This is a genomic window from Acidimicrobiales bacterium (assembly GCA_035533095.1).
In the GTDB taxonomy this organism is placed as follows: domain Bacteria; phylum Actinomycetota; class Acidimicrobiia; order Acidimicrobiales; family Palsa-688; genus DATLUM01.
The window spans coordinates 1-19,355 of sequence record DATLUM010000031.1 but is presented as its reverse complement, the minus strand read 5'-3'; the positions used below and the strand labels follow the sequence as shown (position 1 = coordinate 19,355).

General features: G+C 67.4%; 15 protein-coding genes and 1 tRNA gene. 10 read left to right on the top strand and 6 right to left on the bottom strand.

Annotated features, from left to right (window positions below):
* The first annotated feature begins 495 nt into the window (after window positions 1-495).
* Together VNF71_03025 and VNF71_03020 are read left to right on the top strand one after the other, a co-directional pair.
* Window positions 496-747 (top strand): hypothetical protein, encoded by a 252-nt coding sequence (locus VNF71_03025; protein ID HVA73520.1) that lies wholly within the window; start codon window positions 496-498, stop codon window positions 745-747.
* A gap of 356 nt (window positions 748-1,103) precedes the next feature.
* Window positions 1,104-1,181: transfer RNA gene (locus VNF71_03020), tRNA-Leu, on the top strand.
* An 11-nt stretch (window positions 1,182-1,192) separates the two neighbouring features.
* Here VNF71_03020 and VNF71_03015 read toward each other — a convergent pair.
* A complete protein-coding gene (locus VNF71_03015) occupies window positions 1,193-5,923 on the bottom strand; it encodes a hypothetical protein (protein HVA73519.1) in 4,731 nt (1,576 codons plus the stop codon).
* A gap of 223 nt (window positions 5,924-6,146) precedes the next feature.
* Window positions 6,147-6,881, bottom strand: a complete 735-nt coding sequence (locus VNF71_03010; GenBank protein HVA73518.1) for a VC0807 family protein — start codon at window positions 6,879-6,881, stop codon at window positions 6,147-6,149.
* A 39-nt stretch (window positions 6,882-6,920) separates the two neighbouring features.
* Between VNF71_03010 and VNF71_03005 the strand changes: the two genes are divergently transcribed.
* The 5 genes from VNF71_03005 to VNF71_02985 all read left to right on the top strand — a co-directional run bounded on the left by VNF71_03005 (window position 6,921) and on the right by VNF71_02985 (window position 11,629).
* On the top strand, window positions 6,921-7,322 hold the full coding sequence (locus VNF71_03005) for a hypothetical protein (protein HVA73517.1): 402 nt from the start codon (window positions 6,921-6,923) through the stop codon (window positions 7,320-7,322).
* 97 nt (window positions 7,323-7,419) lie between these two features.
* On the top strand, window positions 7,420-8,013 hold the full coding sequence (locus VNF71_03000; protein ID HVA73516.1) for a sigma-70 family RNA polymerase sigma factor: 594 nt from the start codon (window positions 7,420-7,422) through the stop codon (window positions 8,011-8,013).
* 10 nt (window positions 8,014-8,023) lie between these two features.
* Window positions 8,024-8,929, top strand: coding sequence for a hypothetical protein (locus VNF71_02995; GenBank protein HVA73515.1), 906 nt, complete (start codon window positions 8,024-8,026; stop codon window positions 8,927-8,929).
* A gap of 323 nt (window positions 8,930-9,252) precedes the next feature.
* Window positions 9,253-10,686 (top strand): amidase, encoded by a 1,434-nt coding sequence (locus VNF71_02990; GenBank protein HVA73514.1) that lies wholly within the window; start codon window positions 9,253-9,255, stop codon window positions 10,684-10,686.
* Window positions 10,687-10,702: 16 nt separating this feature from the next.
* Window positions 10,703-11,629 carry a cation diffusion facilitator family transporter gene (locus VNF71_02985; GenBank protein ID HVA73513.1) on the top strand — a complete coding sequence of 309 codons (927 nt, stop codon included), beginning with the start codon at window positions 10,703-10,705 and terminating at the stop codon, window positions 11,627-11,629.
* Between the two features lie 6 nt (window positions 11,630-11,635).
* Here the strand turns inward: VNF71_02985 and VNF71_02980 are convergent, their stop codons facing one another.
* Window positions 11,636-12,217, bottom strand: coding sequence for an isochorismatase family protein (locus VNF71_02980; protein ID HVA73512.1), 582 nt, complete (start codon window positions 12,215-12,217; stop codon window positions 11,636-11,638).
* 56 nt (window positions 12,218-12,273) lie between these two features.
* Between VNF71_02980 and VNF71_02975 the strand changes: the two genes are divergently transcribed.
* Window positions 12,274-13,257, top strand: a complete 984-nt coding sequence (locus tag VNF71_02975; GenBank protein HVA73511.1) for an XdhC family protein — start codon at window positions 12,274-12,276, stop codon at window positions 13,255-13,257.
* Here VNF71_02975 and pgi read toward each other — a convergent pair.
* On the bottom strand, window positions 13,228-14,904 hold the full coding sequence (gene pgi, locus VNF71_02970) for a glucose-6-phosphate isomerase (GenBank protein HVA73510.1): 1,677 nt from the start codon (window positions 14,902-14,904) through the stop codon (window positions 13,228-13,230). The genes VNF71_02975 and pgi overlap by 30 nt on opposite strands.
* Window positions 14,905-14,955: 51 nt before the next feature.
* Between pgi and VNF71_02965 the strand changes: the two genes are divergently transcribed.
* Entirely contained in the window at window positions 14,956-15,675 is a 720-nt protein-coding gene (locus VNF71_02965) for an HAD hydrolase-like protein (protein HVA73509.1), read from the top strand.
* Here the strand turns inward: VNF71_02965 and VNF71_02960 are convergent.
* A complete protein-coding gene (locus VNF71_02960; GenBank protein HVA73508.1) occupies window positions 15,670-16,584 on the bottom strand; it encodes an aldo/keto reductase in 915 nt (304 codons plus the stop codon). The genes VNF71_02965 and VNF71_02960 overlap by 6 nt on opposite strands.
* Window positions 16,585-16,669: 85 nt before the next feature.
* Between VNF71_02960 and VNF71_02955 the strand changes: the two genes are divergently transcribed.
* A complete protein-coding gene (locus tag VNF71_02955; protein HVA73507.1) occupies window positions 16,670-17,656 on the top strand; it encodes a hypothetical protein in 987 nt (328 codons plus the stop codon).
* 34 nt (window positions 17,657-17,690) lie between these two features.
* Here the strand turns inward: VNF71_02955 and VNF71_02950 are convergent, their stop codons facing one another.
* Window positions 17,691-19,148 carry a LysM peptidoglycan-binding domain-containing protein gene (locus VNF71_02950; protein HVA73506.1) on the bottom strand — a complete coding sequence of 486 codons (1,458 nt, stop codon included), beginning with the start codon at window positions 19,146-19,148 and terminating at the stop codon, window positions 17,691-17,693.
* Window positions 19,149-19,355: the final 207 nt, after the last annotated feature.

Sequence of the window (19,355 nt, the reverse complement as noted above, 5' to 3'; positions counted from 1 at the left end):
CTATGAGGGGAATGTCTCTGTCAGCTACGAGCTTTCGCCAACGGCCGCAGAGCACTATGCCCAGGCTTCTCTTCCTCAAGCTAACTGGGGAACAAGTGGCCAATGGACAAACGGCCTTTACCCGCTATGGGTTGGCGAGAGCGGCTGGAGATGGTATGTCTGCTCGGGATACTCGAGCGGTCCCTACTACCCGAACTGCCCATACAACAGCGTTGCCTACGGGATCCCACAGGCACTTCCATCATCGAAGATGTGCTCTTCTGGACCGTCCTGCCCTTGGTCCACGGCCTGGCAGACAGACGCGTGGACACAAATGTTGTGGGGCTTCTGGTACATCGGCCAGAACTACGGAACTCCTGCGAACGCATACTCGATTTGGCTGAGCAGGAATCCCCATTGGTATGCCCCGACAGCCTGACAACGTGCTCGGGAAAATGAGAGGGCCGTTCTTCCTTCGTCGCTAGCGCCTGAGGCTTCTTCTACCTTCGTTCGGGGGTGGGTACTCGGCGGTGCGGACTGGCAGCGTGCCCGATTCGACCCCGAGCGCCGGGAAAGTCGCGGCTCTGCTTACGCGACCTGGTTCGTGAGGAATCTCTCTACTCGATCAAGGGCGGCGGCTTCGCCGCCGCCGGCCGCCCCCTCGTGCCTGCGGCCCGGTGGGCGTCCACGGTCGAAGGGCTGCCCTATCGACTGCGAGCTCTCAACGACGCAATCGACGCGCGAGCCGACCCGAAGGCGCTCGCATGAGCCCGGCCGCTCGCATCGGTGTAGCCCGGCGGCCGATTCGACACCCGTGGCAGCTGGAGGGGAGCTGCCGGCCTCTGCCTCCCATTGTCTCTGGCGCTACCCGCCCACGGCGTCAAGAGGCTGCGCCATTAAGGCCACCCCGCGTGCGGGGGCCCCGACCTTAATGACGGTCCTCTTGACCCCGTTCGTGTCGCGGTTGTCGGCCGACCACAGGATCTTTTTGGCACCGCCCAGTCATGGCGCAGGACACGCGTAGGACACAAAAGGATGAACTACGTCGGTGTAACTCGAACTCTGGCGAACGTCGGGAAATAGCTTGTGAGCAGCGCAAACGCGTCTTCTCAGAGGTCAGACCTGGGGCCCGAAATTGGCCGGGATCGGATTCAGGTTCCTGTGTCCGCAAGGACGTGGGGGTTCAAGTCCCCCCTCGCCCACCCCTCTTGGATCAGCCGGAGGATGCCATCCCGACGATCGGCGCATTGAGAGGCGTACTTCCTTCGGAGCCGTACAACGTCGCGCCCCCGTAGTTGAAGATGCCACCGTCTTTGGCCACCAGCCAGTAGCCGCCGCTGACAGGATCGATCGCCATGCCGACGACCGGCTGGTTCAGTGGTGAGCCGCCGTGGGATCCCAGGTACGGCGCTCCGGGGCCGTAGTTGAAGATCCCTCCGTCGGACGCGACCAGGTAGTACCCGTCGTTCGTGACCGCCATGCCGACGATGGGCTGGTTGAGCGGCGAGTCGCCGTGGGATCCCAGGTACGGCGCTCCGGGGCCGTAGTTGAAGATCCCTCCGTCGGACGCGACCAGGTAGTAGCCACCTCCCGGCGCCGCGCCTATCCCGACGATCGGTTTGTTCAACGGCGAGTCACCGTGGGAGCCGTAGAAGGGTGCGCCCCCGAAGTTGAAGACACCGCCGTCCGCCGCCACGAGCCAGTACCCGCCGGTAACGGGGTCGACTGCTGTGCCCACGATCGGCGCATTGAGGTGGTCGCCACCCTTGGAACCCTCGTAGGGAGCGCCCGGGCCAAAGTTGAACACACCACCGTCCGATGCGACGAGGTAGTAGCCGTCGCCGTCCTTGGCCGCGGCCATGCCGACGATCGGGGCGTTCAGATGCGTTCCTCCTTCGGAGCCGTAGAAGGGTGCATACCCGAGGTTGAAGATGCCGCCGTCGGAACCGACCATCCAGTAGCCGTGATGGACGTTAGTGAGGTCGAACACGAGGTTCGGCAGGCCAGGCACGACCGCAGCCGCCTGGTAGGAGCCGGCGAGCGCGTTGGCGGTGAGGTTGGACGAGGTCGCTGTACCGGTGGCGTCCGTGGTTTCGACGCAGGTCGTCAGGCTCGAGCTGGCGCCCGGGCAGTGACCGAAGGTGCCACTCGCCCCGCTGGACGGCGCGGTGAAGGTGACGGTGACACCGCTGACGGGGTTACCGTAGGCGTCGACGACGTTGACACCGAGGTTGGTTCCGTAAGCGGTTCCAATCGTCGCGCTCTGAGGCGAGGTATTCGCGAGCGCGGTCATGGTCGCCGGTGTCCCGGCCTTGTTGGTGAGGCTGAACGTCTGTGGGTGGACCGCCCCGAGGGACGCGGTCACCGACACCGATCCGGCGACGTCATTCGCCGACAGCGCGCTCGATTTGGCCACGCCGTTGGGGTCCGTCGTTACCGCGCAGGTCTGTGGGTTGGGGTTACCGCTGTTGCAACCGCTCGCGAAGGTGACGCTCGCGCCGGAGCTGGGTGCGGTGAAGGTGACCGTTACACCGGGCACAGGGTTGTTGGACCCGTCCAGCACCTGGACCTGCAGGACGCTGTTGTACTGCGAGCCGACGGTCTGAGTCTGGGAGTCGCCACCAGTGATGATCAGGGACTGCGGGCCCCCCGGGGTATTCGTCAGATGGAAACTGGGGATCGTGCTTCCGGTGAGCGTGGGGCCATTCGCCGATGTGGCGGTTACGGTCACCGAGAACGCCCCGGAGGTCGAGTCGGCTGTGAGAGCCGTCGATTGGGCGTCGCCACTCGAGTTGGTGGTGACGATACATACCGATGCTGTCGAACCTGTGCCGGGACAGGTCGCGAAGGTTCCGCTGGGCCCGGACGTCGAGGGGGCTGTGAAGGTAACCGTCTCTCCTGGCACTGGATTGCCGTAGGTGTCGACGACCTGCACCATGAGGGGCTGGTACGAAGTCTGGATGGTGGCGCTCTGCGGGTTGCCCGCCGCGATGGAAACGGCGCTGGCCGCAGCGGCGCCGATCGTGAAGGGGGGACTGCCCACGGCATTCGCGTCGGAGGACGTTGACTCGGCAAACGTGTAACCGGTCGACGCGACCGTCGGGTTGGTGGCTCCCGAGATGGTCACCGTCACCGTGTCGCCGGCTGCGATCGAGGACGCGTCGAAGCTGAAGACAGCCTGGTTCGGGGTGGAACTGACCTGGTTCGACCCCGGACCTTGAACCGTTGAGACTGCGACGTTCGTCAGGGTCGCGGCGTGGTTGTTGGTCACCGACACCTGGTACGAGCCGATGGTGGCGGGAAGCGTGGTTCCGTTCGGGGCTACGAGCGTCACCTGGCAGCTCGTTCCGTTCGACCCCGGGCAGGTCCCGGACGAGGGGATCGCTCCGGCAGCGCTCGTTACGAAAGGAACCTCGTATACCGCGTTGGATGCGCCGGCGCTGTCGGGTGAGACCGTGATTGCCTGAGGAGTCAGGACCGTCGCGTTGGTCAGGTTGAACGTGGCGGTCGAGTTGACCCCGGAAACCGACGCGGTGATCGCGTAAGGGCCACCGATCACCGAGTTCGCGGTGAGAGCGGCGGTAGTGGCCTCTCCGTTGGCGTTGCTCGTTTCGATGCAGCTGCTCGGAGACGAGCCCGGCTCGCACGAACCGAAGGTCGCTGTCGGGTTGCCCGCTGTATTGGGAGCCGCGAAGGTGACGGTCACGCCCGGTACGGGGTTGCCCAATGCGTCTTCCACCACCGCCGTCAGGGGTAGTGCGAAGGGTGCACCCGGCGCGGCCGACTGGTTGTTGCCGCCATTAGCCGGCGCGACGACGACCGTGTCGGCAGCGAGGGGAAGAATCTTGTAGAAGGCCGTGGTGGCGGGCGTGTTGTCGGCGAAGGTCCAGACCTGGATCTGGTCGGCGTTGGATGCCTTGTCCGGATTGTTGACTCCCGCGATAGCGAGAGAGACCGCCGCGTCCTTGGCCACAGGGCCACCGAGTTCGAGGATGACCTGGTTGGAAGGGCTGCCGGAAACCGTCACAGACTGAACGGTTACCGGCGTTCCAGCTGCCTCGAAGGTGTAGTCGGTCGGGTTGGTCGGCCAAGCCGTGCCCGAAGGGGCTATCAAGGTGACATCGCAGTCAGAGCTCGGGCAGCTCGCGCCACCGGATGGGGGCAACGTTCCCGAATCAGACGTCGAGAAACCCAACGTGTAGGTGACGTTCTGGGCTCCCGCGTCGTCGGAAGAGAGGCTTACCGTGGGGTTCACCACCTGCGCGGCGGTGTTTGTAAGCCCGGTGGGACCCGTGAAGGAGACGGATCCGACGCCTGACACGGAGGCGGTGACTGAGTAGGGGCCGCCCGCGTTCTGGTTTGCGGTGAGGAGCCCCGTGGTGGCTCGACCGTTCGCTTGGGTCGGGTCGTCCTCGACGTTCGTGTTGTTCGCGAAGGTGGCCGAAGGCGCGGTCCCGCCGGGATTCGCCACCGTGAAGGTGACATCTACCCCACCTACCGGGTTGTTGTTCGAGTCGTCGACCTGGGCGACGAGAAGCGACGGGAACTGGGAATCGACCTGGGCCGACTGGCCCCCACCTGAGACAGCCAAGACCTTGGCCGCGGTGCCATGCACGATTGCGTACGCCGGGCTGAGCGTAGCTCCGTTGTCCGGAGTGGTCGATTCCGTGATCTCGTCCTGCGCCGCAGCGAGGGTTGGGTTGCCGACCCCGAAGGCCGTGATCGTGACCGTGCTACCGGCTGGAATCGTCGACCCGACAAGTAGGCTGATCACGATCTTGTTGTTGGTCGAGCTGCCGCCTGACTGGCTCGCAGTGACGGACGAGATTGCCGCTGTGTCCGGGGCGCTGCTCGGCGTGAAGGCGATCCGATAGGTGCTTGTGCTGCACGGCGTCGTGCAGGACGGCAACGACGTCCCGGCCGGCGCGATCAACGTGATCGTGGAGCTTCCAGACAAAGCGCCCGACGGGCTCGTCTTGAACGGGATGTTGTAGGTGACACCGGTCGCGGCCTCCGTCGAGTTGCTCAGCGTTACCGGACTAGGGGTCACGTGCGGTGGCGAAACAATGGCGGGCGCATTCGCCAAGTTGAACGACCCGCTGCTCACGCCGGTGACGGGCACAGGGGAACCACTCGAAGTGTCGACGAGGGTCGCGGTGACCGAGTAAGGACCTCCGGTGGTGCCGTTGGCCGCCGGAATCGACGTGGTTGATTGGCCGCTGGTTCCGACAGCGTCGAGCTCGTTTGTCGTCCCGTTGGCGAATGTCGCGGAAGCTCCTGAGGCGCTGCTGATCGTGAAGCTGACCTTCTCCGTCGAGGGGATGTTTGTCACCGCGTTGCCGTGACTGTCGGCGACGGTGGCAGTCAGCGCAACCGGGAACTTCGAACCGGCCGGCGCGGTCTGGTTGTCGCCTCCGGTCGCCACGACTGCGGTCGGCTGGCCCGCGGTGATCTTGTAGCTGGGGCTGTCGGCCGGTTGCGTATCAGCAGAGGTGGACTCCGTCATCACGTAGCTGCCGGATGTGACAGGGTTCTCCACGGCAGGCGTCGTCACGGTCACCTGGTCACCGGCGGCGATGCTCGATGAAGAACCGAGAGTCAGAACGACCTGGTTGGTGGTGGGGCTGACCGTGCTCTCGGCTGGACCCGCGACGCTCGACACGACGGCCGAGGCCACAGTGGCCGAGCCGCCGTTGGTCACGGCGAGGGTGTAGCCGCACGAGCTTGCGCATCCCGAGAACGCCGTCCCGTTTGGGCCCACGAACGTGATCGTCCCGCCGGCGCCGAGCGCCCCGGAACCGCTCGTTGTGAAGACGATGGTGTAGGAGGGGCTATTGCCGCCCGCAATCGCGGAAGCGGGTGTCACCGTGCCGGGATTCACGGATGTGGAGCCAGCCGCCTCGGCGGGCTGCACCGACATCAACGCCGGCGAAACCAGCGCCACCAGTGCCACAGCGAAAATGCCGCGGTGCCGGCGTCCCACACGCGCCGAAACCGCTCCCGTCCCACCTTGCCCGAGAATCATTCTGCCTCCAGCCCGCACCCGATGTTCCGGGAGCTTTATTCGCCCCTGCGCGCCGGGGTACCTCTTCTGGTTCCGCCGGAACCAGCGCTACCTGGCTCTATTTGCGTCTCTGGAGCCCAGGGCACGCCCCCGGGGGACGGGTTCAGGCCGTCGGCAGTTCCACGGAGGGGTAGACGATGCTGGCGTCGGCGAACATCTCCTCGCCGATTCGCCTCGCCCGTTTGCTCCACCGGACCGTGAAACCGAACAGACCGCCGATGACGACGGCCGCAAGGATCGGCGACAAGGCAACGAAGGTGGCCGTCGGAAGGGTCACGGCCAGGATCACTCTCGCACTGGCCTCGACGATCAGCCCGCTACCCCAAGCGACGGTGATGATCCGGAAGGCTCGGGGCGCGGTGGGCACCTCCCACAACTGGTCGTAGGCGGCCAGCTTGGCGGGGTCGTTGCCGGCCGAGAGGGCGCGGCCCATGTAGAACATCACCGGCCTTGGCCGCGACAGGGAGGCGAGGCAGGCCAGCCCGAAAAGAAAGGTGAACCCCGAGTCGCGGATCTTCAACACAAAGGCGCTCCCTCCCATCGCCAGCGAGACGGTGACGCCGGCGAGGAAGCCGAGCAGCACGATCGAGCCGATCGGGTCGATGCGCCGCTGCCGGGCCCACTGGATGGCGACCCAGGCGGCGGCTGGGATCCCGGCGATCATCAGCGCCGGGGCGTCGCCGCCGAGGTGGGGGCGCACGCTGTAGTAGACGGCCAGGGGGATGACCGCCCCGCCGATCGCCCCGGGCGCCATGGAGCGGACCGACGGCGGGCCCGGCTCCCACGAGTCGGCCATCAGGCGGACATCCCAGCGATCACCATCTACATCGTCGCCCATTCGTGCATGGGGGGTCAATTGGGTGCAAGCTGTCCGGCTGTGCTCGCTCCCGCCGTCGACGGAATCCGCCTGACCCTGCACGTACTGGCCGCCGCCGTGTGGGTCGGCGGGCAGCTCACGGTCGCCGGCCTGCTCGGGACGGTTCGCCAACTCGGTGACGAGGCCCCGCGGAAGATCGCCCGAGCATTTGGGCGGCTCAGCTGGCCGGCCTATGCGGTGCTGTTGGGTACCGGAGTCTGGAATGTGGCGGCCGCCGGCGGGAACCAGCGGCCCGCGTGGAAAGCGGTGCTCTGGGCGAAGATCGCGGTGGCCCTGCTCGCCGGCCTCACCGCCTGGCTGCACTCGCGTTCCACCGGCCGCGCTGGCCTGGCGGTTTGGGGATCGGTAGCAGGTGCCGCGTCGATCGCAGCCTTGGTGATGGGTGTGTTTCTGGCCGGTTGACGCCCGGACGTTCCGGCTGGAGCCCGGGACAATCGAGCTAGGAACCCTGGACAATCGAGCTAAAGGCCTGGCGTTCCGGTGCCGATACGCGCCGTGGATGGCACCGGGCATGTCGTTGGGCGAGAGCTTCGAGTCAACACTCGCCGCGGCGCAGGCCGGGGCCGAGTGGGCGTTCTCTTGCCTCTACCGGGAGCTCAACCCGCGCCTGCTTCGCTACTTCGCCTCCCGGGTTCCCGGTGAAGCCGAGGATCTCGCGGTCGAGACGTGGCTGGGAGCCGCGCGGCGCATCGGCGACTTCCGGGGGGACCAGCAGCATTTCCGGGCATGGGTGTTCACGATCGCCCACGGTCGCCTGGTCCAGCACTGGCGGGACGCCCGGCGGATGCCCCCAACCACCGGGATCCCTCCGGACCTGGCCGGACGGGCTGCGCCGGACGACGTCGAGGCCGGCGTACTCGACTGCCTCACCGGTGTCGAGGCGAGCAGCGAGATCGTCCGGGCCCTGAGTTTCGACCAAGCAGAGGTATTCCTCCTTCGAGTCCTGGGAGGCCTGAGCGTGGACGAGGTTGCCGGGATCCTCGGGAAGCGGCCGGGAACGGTGCGGGTACTGCAACACAAGGCTCTCAGGAGATTGGCTACTTCTCCTTCTGTCCTCATGGCCGTTAACGCGATGGCGTCGGGGCGCGATTGACATGGACGACATGCATCTTCTGATCGACGAGCAGACAGCAGACCGCTTGGTCTCGGGGTCCGTGGCACCCGACGACGCCCCTCCGGGTTACGCCCGGTTGGCGTCGCTGGTCCGGGCCGCCCAGGCTCGTGGCAGTGCCGACGAGCTCGTGGGTGAGGGGGCTGTCGCCGCGATGGCGGCGGCGATCGTGTCGAACACGCTCATCCCCGCGCCCGTGCAGACGATCACGGCCGCATCCAGCTCCAGGGAGAACAGGATGCTTTCCAAAGTTCTGACCGCGAAGGTGGCGACGGCGGCAACCGTCGCCTTGTTCGGTCTCGGTACCGCAGCAGCGGCCGCGACCGGCGCTCTGCCCGTGCAGGGCTCGGGCGGCTCCGCCCAGGGGAGCACCGCCGCATTGGAGATCTCGAACTCGACTGTCACGCCCACGGGCACGCCCTCCGGGACGGGAGACCAGGGTCAGACGAGCTCGGGCGCGCCCGACTCGACCGCGGGCAACGCCACCAGCAACACGTCCGGCAGCACCTCTGGGATCACCGCCCCGATGACGGGTCCGGCCAACCAGCACGCGCTCTTCGGCCTGTGCACAGCGTTCCTCGCCCCCCAGGGCACGGCCGTCTCAGGCAGCGTCTCCGACATGGCCAGCCCGCACGGAGGCAAGTACAGCTCCACAGCGTTCCGTGCCCTGATCAAGGAGGCCGGCGGCAGCATTGGATCCACCACCGGTGCCTGCACCACCTTCCTGCAGAACATGAGCTCCTCCTCGTCGTCGGGGAGCACGTCCAGTGGCAGCAGCCAGCCATCCGACTCTTCGACCGTCGCTGGCTCGGGACGTCCGGCCAGCCCGGGCTACTCCGGAGCGCACAGCCGCGGCGGCTCTGCCCACGCCAGCCGCTACAGCCACGGGCACAGGTAGTCGCCCGAACAGAACTGGCGACAATCCTGTCTCTCTGTCTCTCTGTCTCTCTGTCTCTCTGTCTGGCTCGCGCCCGTTCGGAAGAGGACAGAGAATCCCCGATCCACACCAGGCTTCCGTTCTCTGTCCCTTCGCCCCGCTCTGATCGCGACATGAGGGGACAGGGTTCGCGCACAGCACTGGCACGTCAGCACTTCTCTGTCCACTTTGGGCTTTGAGCCCGGCACTCCCGCCGGTCGAGCCAGTCGCCCCGCCGGCACGCCTGCTGGTCGCCCCGCCGCCACGCCCGCCACTGCGCCGCTTCCCCCGGGTATCGTCGCCTCATGGGGGAACAGGACGACATTCTTTTCGGAACCGCCCGTGAGCTGGCGAAGGCGATCCGCGAACGCAAGCTGAGCCCTGTCGAGGTTCTCGAAGCGAGCCTTGCCCGCATCGACGAGGTCGATGGCCGAGTAAACGCGATCATCTGGCGCAACGACGAGGAGGCCCGCGACCGCGCCGCCCGAGCCGCCGACGCGGTAGCGCACCAGGACCCGGACGAATTGCCCCCGTTCCACGGGGTCCCGATCCCGGTCAAGGACCTCACCGAAGTCGCCGGCTGGCCCGTCACCTACGGGTCCTGGGCGGCGCCGGGCAAGCCTTCGATCGAGTCCGAGCTGATCGTCGAGTCGCTGCAGAGAGCCGGCTTCAACCTCACCGCTCGCACGAACACGCCGGAGTTCGGGCCGATCACCGCGGCCGAGAACAAACGCTACGGCATCACTCGCAATCCCTGGGACCTCGACCGTACCCCCGGAGGTTCCAGCGGGGGAGCCGGTGCCGCGGTCGCTGCGGGGATGTTCACCGTCGCCCACGGCAACGACGGGGGCGGCTCCTTAAGGATCCCCGCATCATGCTGCGGCCTGGTGGGGCTCAAGGTCAGCCGTGGGCGCATCCCTACACTCGTCCAATCGTGGGAGGGCGGCGCGGTGGAAGGTGTTCTCACCCGCGATGTCGCTGACACGGCGGCGATTCTCGACGTGACCTGCGGCCCTGACCCGGGGCAGTGGTACAACGCGCCGGCTCCCGTCAGGCCGTTTATCGAGGAGGTCGGCGCAGACCCTGGGCGCCTGCGTGTTGGCCTGCTCGATCAGCCGCCGCTTCGGCTGACGCTCGACCCCGAGTGCGCGCAAGCAGCGAGGGGGGCGGCCGCCGCGCTCGAGAGGCTCGGTCACTCCGTGGAGCAGGTCACCTACGACGTTCCCGACGAGTTCGTCGAGTCGTTCCTGAACGTCGTCAATTCGGGGCTTGCCGATCACAACGCGGACCCCGAAATCGACTGGTCCAAGGCCGAGCCTCACATCCAGGCGAACCGTGCCGCCGCGCTGGCTGTCGACAGTCTCACCTACGTGAGTTCGGTGCACCGCCTCCAGCGGTTCACCCGGGAGCTCACCGCGCGCTGGGGCCGCGACTTCGATCTTCTGGTCACCCCGACGATGACGATCCTGCCGCCGCGGGCCGGCGAGATCCTCGAAGCCGTCCACAGCGGGGCATCCACCGGTGCCCCCGCCCTGCAGGTGTTCCAGATGGCGGTGCTCACATCCGGGTTCAACATGTCCGGTCAGCCGGCGATCTCCCTCCCGACCCACGCTACGAGCGAGGGCCTACCAGTCGGCGTTCAGCTCGTCGCCAGCCCGTGGGACGAGGCACTGCTCCTCAGGGTCGCCGCTCAGCTCGAGTCGTCGTTGCCGTGGGCTGGCAGGCGCCCCGCGCTCTGACAGGCAGCGCGCCTTGATGGCACCGGTAGCGGGCCACAGCCACCCACACGGCCCCGGTGATGCGGCGTCCGACGCGCGGTACCTCGCGGCCGCGCTCGCGTTGATCCTTGCCTTCATGGTCGTCGAGGTCGTCGCAGCGGTTCTCGCGGGCTCGGTCGCTCTCCTCGCCGACGCCGGCCACATGCTCACCGACGCCGGCGCGCTCGGGGCGTCGCTGTGGGCGCTTCACTTGGCCGAACGACCGGCCACCGGGCGCATGACCTTCGGCTTCAAAAGGGCCGAGATCCTGTCGGCAGCGGCAAACGGCGTTACCCTCGCCGCGGTCGGCGTTCTGCTCTTCGCCACCGCCGTCAACCGCTTGGTCCATCCGATCGCGGTCCACGGCGCCCCCCTTACCGGCGTGGCCGCGGCCGGCGTGGCCGTGAACGTGGCTGCGACCGCGATCCTCTCTCGTGCGAGCCGCCGGCGCCTCAACATCGCCGGCGCGCTCGCCCACATCGTCACGGACCTGTGGGCCTTCGTCGGGACGCTCGCCGCGGGCATTGTGATCGTGACCACCGGCTTCGACCGGGCGGACCCGATCGCCTCGCTCCTGATCGTCGGGTTGATGGGCCGGGCGGCGTACAGGCTGTTGCGAGCGTCGGGCAGGATCCTCCTCGAGGCGGCGCCTGAGGACATGGACCTCGCCGTGCTGCGCACACACCTGCTCGAACTTCCCGAGGTGGCGGCCGTCCATGACCTGCACGTGTGGGTGCTCAACTCCGACCTGCCCGCGGTGTCGGCTCATGTGGTGGTCGACGACCGTTGCTTCGCGGACGGCAGCGCCCCACGCCTGCTCGACCAGCTGCAAGCCTGCCTCGCAGGACATTTCGACGTGGAACACTCGACGTTCCAGCTGGAGCCGGCGGGCCACGTCGACCACGAGTCGCCGCAGCACGACTGAACGGCTTCAGCCGGCGATCGTCACTCCTCTGCGCCGGAGCGCTTCCAGCGTCGCCGGCGTCCGCGCGGCGTCGATGTCGGCTGTCAGTGGTGCCAGCACACGCGTCTGGAGGCCGGCTCTCACCGCGTCGAGTGCCGTCGCCTTCACGCAGAAGCTCGTGGCGATGCCTACGACGTCGACAGCGTCGACGTCCGCGCTTTGGAGCAGTTCGGCGAGCGACCGGCCGTCGTCGCAGCGGCCCTCGAAGCCGCTGTAGGCGGCGGCTCTCTGACCCTTCGACACGACCAGGACGTCGTCCGGCAGCAGGAGATCCGGGTGCCACTCGGCGCCGGGCGAGTCCGCGACGCAGTGCGCCGGCCAGCTCTCCCAATAGTCGGGTTGCTGGCCTGGCGCGGCGAAGTGAGGGCCGGGGTCGACATGCCAATCGCGCGTGGCGACCACCAGTGCGTAGGCGCCGTGCGAGGCTTGTATGAGATCGCTGATCGCCGCGGCGGCAGCGTCCCCGCCGGGAACCGCGAGGCTCCCTCCTTCACAGAAGTCGCGTTGCACGTCCGCTACCAGGAGCGCCGTCTTGATGCCAGCTTCCATCAGGGAAAAGGTACCCGCCGGCGCGGCGTACGCTTACCGGGGGAGGTCACGCCACTGTGAGGGAAGCGGTCGAGGCGCTGCGCAAGGCAGCAGATCAAGGCGAGGGAGCGGTCGTCGCGAGGATCGTGGAGATCGAGGGTTTTTCGACCCGTCCCGGTGACGACCTCGTGGCCGTCGACGCCACTGGATCCATCCACGGAAACGTGCTTGCCGGGCTAGCTGCGGATCAGCTGCGGGAGGCGGCGTTATCACTGCTCGCGGCCAAGACCACCCGGCCTGCTCTTGTGACCATCGACGTAGCCGAGAAGGACGCGGTGTCCGCAGGGCTCGCGTGTGGAGGTCGGGCGCGGATGCTCCTGCATCCAGCGGACGCCATCCCTTCCGAACTTTGGAGGCTGCTGGCTTCGAGAGCACCGGCGGCGCTGCTCACGCGTGCCGATGGAGCGATCGTCGTCGACCGCGAAGCCAACACGTACGGCGCCAGCCCCGGCGGGTGGCCGACCGCCGAGGCGACGGCGATGCTCGAGGCTGGACGTACCGAGTCGCTCCGGGTCCACAGCCCCGAAGGCGAGGCCCTGGTCGAGACGTGGGTGCCCGACCCGCGCGTGGTCGTGGTGGGCACCGGTGAGCTGATCGAGGCCATCAGCTCGCAGGCCACCCTGCTCGGATGGGAGACCCTGTCGACCGGCGCCGTCGACGAGTTGGGTGGCCTGCTCGAATGGGCGGGCGTAACCGGCGCTCTCGTCGTGCTCAGCCACGATCCGCACGTGGACACGCCGGCGCTCGCGGACGGACTCAGCTCGGGGATCGGCTACGTGGGAGCGTTGGGGTCTCGTTCGACGCAGTCCAAGCGAACGGAGCGACTCCTCGCGCGAGGCGTCACCCAGGCGGAAATCGACCGCATACACCGGCCAATCGGACTCGACCTAGGTGGCCGGCGCGCCCCCGAAGTAGCGCTTGCGATGGTCGCGGAGATACTTGCGTCACTTCACGGGAGGGACGCGCGACCCCTATCGACCCGAACCGGCCCTATCCACTAGCTCCTCCCGCCGCAACCGATAACGACGGATCAACTCGTTCGTCGAGCTGTCGTGTCCCAGGTCGGGCTCCTTCCTGGAATCCAGCTCCGGAACGATCCGCTGCGCAAGCGCCTTGCCCAGCTCGACGCCCCACTGATCGAACGAGTTGATCCCCCAGACCACACCCTGCGTGAACACCTTGTGCTCGTAGATCGCGACGAGCTGGCCGAGCACCCTGGGGGTTAGCTTGGGGGCGAGGATCGTGTTGGTGGGGTGGTTGCCCGCGAACACGCGGTGAGGCACTTGCGCGGCGGGCACGCCTTCGGCCTCGACCTGCTCGCGCGTCTTGCCGAACGCGAGCGCCTCCGTCTGCGCGAAGAAGTTCGCCATGAGGAGGTCCTGGTGGGTTCCGATCTCGTGGTTGGACTCGAAGAAGCCGATGAAGTCGGCGGGGATGAGGCGCGTCCCCTGGTGGATGAGCTGGTAGTAGGCGTGCTGGCCGTTGGTCCCAGGCGTCCCCCACACCACTGGCCCGGTGTCAGTGCTTACGGGTTCACCGGAGAGGGTCACGCTCTTTCCGTTGCTCTCCATGTCGAGCTGCTGAAGGTACGAAGTGAACCGTGACAGGTAATGGTTGTAGGGCAGCACTGCATGCGTCTCGGCCCCGAAGAGGTTGATGTACCAGACCCCTATCATGCCGAGCAGCACAGGCAGGTTCTCCTCGAACGGCGCCGTGCGGAAATGCTCGTCGATGAGGTGGAAACCCTCGAGCATCTGAGCGAACGCCGACGGCCCGATCGCGAGCATGAGCGACAGTCCGATCGCCGAGTCGTAGCTGTAGCGCCCGCCGACCCAGTCCCAGAACTCGAACATGTTGTCGGTGTCGATGCCGAACTCGGCCACCTCCTCGGCGTTCGTCGACACCGCCACGAAATGCTTCGCGACAGCCGAATCGTCACCGAGCGCAGACACCAGCCAGTCGCGCGCGGTCTTCGCGTTGGTAATCGTCTCGAGCGTCGTGAAGGTCTTCGAGCTGATGACGAAAAGCGTCTCGGCCGCGTCGAGATCCTTCGTCGCCTCGTACATGTCGCAACCGTCGACGTTCGACACGAACCTGCAGCGAATCCGCCCGTCCGCGTAGTCGGTAAGCGCCTCGTACGCCATCGCCGGCCCGAGGTCGGAGCCGCCGATACCGACGTTGACGACTGTCGTGATCCGCTGGCCGGTGTGGCCCTTCCATTCGCCCGAGCGCACCCGGTCCGCGAACGCGGCCATCTTGCCGAGCACACGGTGAACTCCGGGAACCACGTCCTGGCCTTCCGTCGAGACCACCTCGCCGCGAGGAGCCCGCAAGGCGACATGGAGGACGGCGCGGTCCTCGGTGACGTTGATGTGCTCGCCGGCCCACATCGCCTCGATCCGCCGGCGCAGGCCCGCCCGCTCCGCCACAGCGACCAGGAGCCTGACGGTCTCTTCGGTCAGTCGGTTCTTCGAGTAGTCGAGGTACAGGTCGCCGGCCTCCACGGTCAGCTTTGTGCCGCGCGCGGGGTCTTCGGCGAAAAGGTCCCGCAGGTGCCTGTCCTTCATCTGCTGGTGGTGCTCCGCGAGCGACCTCCATTCGTCGGTCTCGGTAACGTCCACCGGCTGCAACAGGGCATCGCGGGTCATGAGGGCAGTCTGCCCCACACGAGAGGTTGGTCCCGACGGTACGGTTACCGGATGGGTCGCTCGATCCGCCGGCTGTTGATGTGGGATGTGGACGGGACGCTTGTGCGCGCCGGCGATCTCGGCGCAGCGGTCTTCGACGTGGCCCTGGAGGCGGTCCTGGGCCTGAGACCGGCGGTGCAGGTCCGCATGAGCGGCAAGACCGATCCCCAGATCGTCAGGGAGTACCTGGAGAAACTCGAGGTGGAGGATGACGACGAGACCGTCCACAGGATCCTCGACGGCATTCAGGAACGCCTAGCGGCCGCCGCCGCAGCGGGTGACCTGGCCGCCGGCGGCCACGCCTGTCCCGGAGTTCCTGACGTGCTCGCCGAGCTGTCCAAGGACGACCGGCTGCTGTCCACGCTCGTGACCGGCAACGTCGTGGCGAACGCGCGGCTCAAGGTTGCGGCGTGGGGTCTCGACGCCTGGTTCGACATGGACGTCGGCGCGTATGGCAGCGATCACGCCGACCGCAACCAGCTTGTCCCGCTCGCTCTCGGCCGGGTGCACGAATCGTACGGCGTCCGCCTGGCTCCGTCTGATGCATGGGTGATAGGCGACACCCCTCGCGACCTCGAGTGCGCGCGCTCGGCCGGTGCCCGCTGTCTGCTGGTGGGTACCGGGCGTTACACCGCGACGGATCTGGCCGCGCTCGGTGCTGACGCCGTTCTGGAGGACCTTTCTGACACCACCGGCGTGGTCGAGATCCTCACCGGGGACTTGGATCTATAGGGCGGCTAGTGCCTTGACGTCGTCGGGGTTGAGCTGCCAGTCCCCCGCGGCCGCGTTGGCCCCGACCTGCGCGGGGGAGGTGGCTCCCGCGATGACCGACGACACAGCCGGCTGGGCCAGCAGGCCCGCGAACGCCAGATCCAGGAGCGTCCGGCCTCTCTCTTTCGCGAATTCCTCCAGCGCCTCCAGCCTGTCGTAGGCGTCCTCGCTGATCGGACGGCCCGAAAGGCGTGTGCCCTCGGGCGGCGGCGACTGCCGCCGGTACTTTCCGGTCAGCAGCCCGTTGGCCAGCGGGAAGAACGGCAGCACCCCCACGCCGTACGCGTCGCAGACCGGGAGCAACTCGGCCTCGGCGGAGCGCTCCATGAGGCTGTAGTGGTTCTGCGCCGAGACGAATCGCTCGCATTGGCTCGATCGGGCGGTCCACTCGGCTTCGGCGACCTGCCACGCAGCGAAGTTCGAGGACCCGATGTAGAGGACTTTCCCTTCGCGAACCAGCTCGGTGAGCGCGCCCAGCGTCTCCTCGACCGGCGTGATCCCGTCCGGGCGGTGCAGCTGGTACAGGTCGATCCGGTCGGTCTGCAGACGCTGGAGGCTGGCTCCCACGGCGCGCCGGATGTACCACCGCGAAGCCCTCGCCACGCCCGCTCCTTCCCCCATGTCGGACCCGAATTTGGTGGCGAGCACCACCTTGTCTCTACGGCCTTTCAGCACCTCTCCGAGCAGTTTCTCGCTGCCTCCCCGGTCGCCGTAGGAGTTGGCGGTGTCGAGGAGGGTGATGCCGGCGTCGATGGCAGCGTCGACCACCGACCGGGTCTCGTCGACCCCGATCCTCCAGCCGAAATTGTTGCATCCGAGACCTACTTCTGAAACGGTCAGGCCGGAGCGGCCCAATTGTCGGTAGCGCATGGTCGCTATGGTAAGACCCTCTATGGCGCTGGCTGGCCGCTCAACCCGGCGCGGCGCAGGGACCCGGTGGCTCATCATCGGGGTCGTGATCACCTTGCTGGTGCTGCTGATCGACGCGTCCCTGCATTCGCGCTCGCCAGGACCGGGGCAGCAGCTCGCTGCCGGGGCGTGGGTCGACCGCGTGCTGCCCGTGGTCTCCGAGTCGAACACCGAAGGCGTCCGGCTGCAGCAGCTGTGGTCCGGTGCGTTGACCATGAAGGCGCCGGCGGTCAGCTCGGAGATGGACCAGCTGGCTTCGGGGGCGGCAGAGGCGTACAAGACGGTGGTGTCGCTGCGGCCGCCGGCCCAGCTGGCCGGTGCAGCAGGGTTGCTCGAGGCGTGCCTGCTGGCCCGCAGCCAGGCGGTGGCGTCGTTGCAGGGAGTGTTCCGGCAGGCGTTGTCCGAGCCGGGAGTGTCCGCCGCTTCGGCGTCGGACGTGCAGACCGCCGGCAACGACCTCCGGGTCTCGGACCAGGCCTACCACCTGTTCGTCTCGAGCCTTCCGCGTCTCGGGGTCGGCATGCCCCCTTCGGTGTGGCTGTCAGATCCCGGCCCTTACCAGCCGCCGTCCGCACAGGTGTTCCTTGCGAGCCTGCACAACGCCGGTAGCAGCAGCCCGGTGCACCAGGTGACGATCTACGCCGTGAGCACCACCCCGTCACCGGTCAGCAACCAGGGCGGCGTGCAGGTGCTGCCGGACGCTAAGGCGATCACCGTCACGATCGTCGTCGCGGACACGGGAAATCAGAACGAGTCGAACCTGACGGTCACGGCTTCGATCTCTCCGTCAGCGGGGACTTCATCGGCGAAGGACTTCGTCAACCTGGTCCCCGGGCAGGCGCACACCATCTTGAACCTGGGGCCTCTCAACCCGCCTCAGGGAACGTTGGTGACTCTTACCGTCACCGTCACCCCACCGGCGGGATCGCAGACGCCGGCGGCGACGAAGACCATCTCGTTTTCAATGCCGGCGCCGCCGCCACCCTCCACCACCACATCGGTGCCGCCGACCACCGTCAAGAGCGGCCACTAAAGAGGTTCGCGAACCTCTTTAGCGGCCGGCGGGCCTATCGAACGCGGCCGAAGCCCATGGGCGTCCCATCCCAGTTGAGCGGCACGACCTTGACCGTGGTCCCCGGCGAGTCGGCGGTCACGACGTTCCCGCTGCCGATGTAGATGGTCACGTGACCCGGCTGGGCGCCGTCGCCGGTGTCGTAGAAGACCAGGTCGCCTGGTTGCAGCTGCGATTCGCTGATCCGGGTGGTGTCCTCGTACTGGCTGACCGAGTAGTGGGGGAGTGCCACGCCGGCATGGCTCCAGGCGTACATGACCAGTCCCGAGCAGTCGTAGCTGTTGGGTCCGGCTCCCGCCCACTGGTAGGCCTTCCCGACCTGGTCGAGCGCGACCTGCGCCGCCACCTGGCCCGCTGACGCGGCGGTCACGGCCGCGGGCGCCGGGGCGGACGTCAGGGTCGCTGTTGCGGACCCGCCGAGCGTGAGCACCTCGCCCGGGTAGATGAAGTTGGGGTCGGAGATGTGGTTGGCTGCAGCGAGCGCGACCACCGAGGTCCCGAAGCGCGCTGCGATCCCGCTCAGGGTGTCCCCGCTGACGACGGTGTAAGACGAGGAGCTGCCTGACGCGCTGGACTGAGCTGCTGCGCCCGGGATCATGATGATCCGCCCGGCGTAGATGAGGTTGGGGTCGGCGATGTTGTTGGCCGACGCGAGAGCGGCGGTGGTCGTACCGAAACGCGCCGCGATCCCGCTCAGAGTGTCGCCGGCGACCACCCGGTAGGGGGTGCCCACCGGTGCGGCTGCAGCGAGACCGGGCCCTGCAGGTAGCGATGCGCTCGTGGTGATCGTCGCCGCGGAGGCGACCCCTGCACCACTGAACACGGCGGCTGTTCCCGCTGCGGTGACGCTGGCCGTGGTCGCCGCGGAGACGGCGATGGTGCGTAGCGATTGTTCCCTCAGGCGGGTCTGAGCGGCCTGAAGGTTGGCGAGCCAGCGCTTGCTGGTCGTGTCCTTGGGCGTCTCACCCGTGATGAGCGTGAGCGCGAACACCAACGGCGACAGCGCCCAGCCCGCCACATACGCGACTGCGAACTTCGCGACGCTCCATGTCTGCTGAGCCGCCGAGGGGCTTCTGGTCACGCGCGGCATGACCGTCACAGGCTCCGCGACGATCCCCGCTATATCCGTGAGTGACTCGAAACCCGAGAACGTCGGTCCGAAGATGTCCGCGAACTCGCGTTCTGCGGCGATGCGCCGCGCGCGATGCAGTAGTCCCATGTAGACGACAGACGCGGCCAGCGCTGCCGCGAGCGCCGACCACGCAGCGGTGGCATCCGAACCCAACACGGCGATCGCGGATAGACCGACGAGCGCGGCCAGAGCGAGCAACGCCCGCCGGCGCCTCAAGGCAGCTCTCGCCGCCTGAGGCCGGGCAGTAGCGGTGTTCGTTTCGGCGGGGCGATCGGCGTTGCGCGCGAGATCGTGGTGGGCGTCGTGCCGGACTGCGATCATTTGGGACCTCCCTTGGGGCCTCGACCGCGCGCCACCCGCCCGGCTGAGACTCCGCCCTCGGCTTCAGTCGCGGGCAACCTTAGCCCGACCCTTGCCTGAGGAAAACGTCGCGCCACCCGCTCGGCGGAGGCCGGAGTGGTTACTGGTACGATTTGCGGTCTCCCTGCGCTCGTAGCTCAATGGATAGAGCATCTGACTACGGATCAG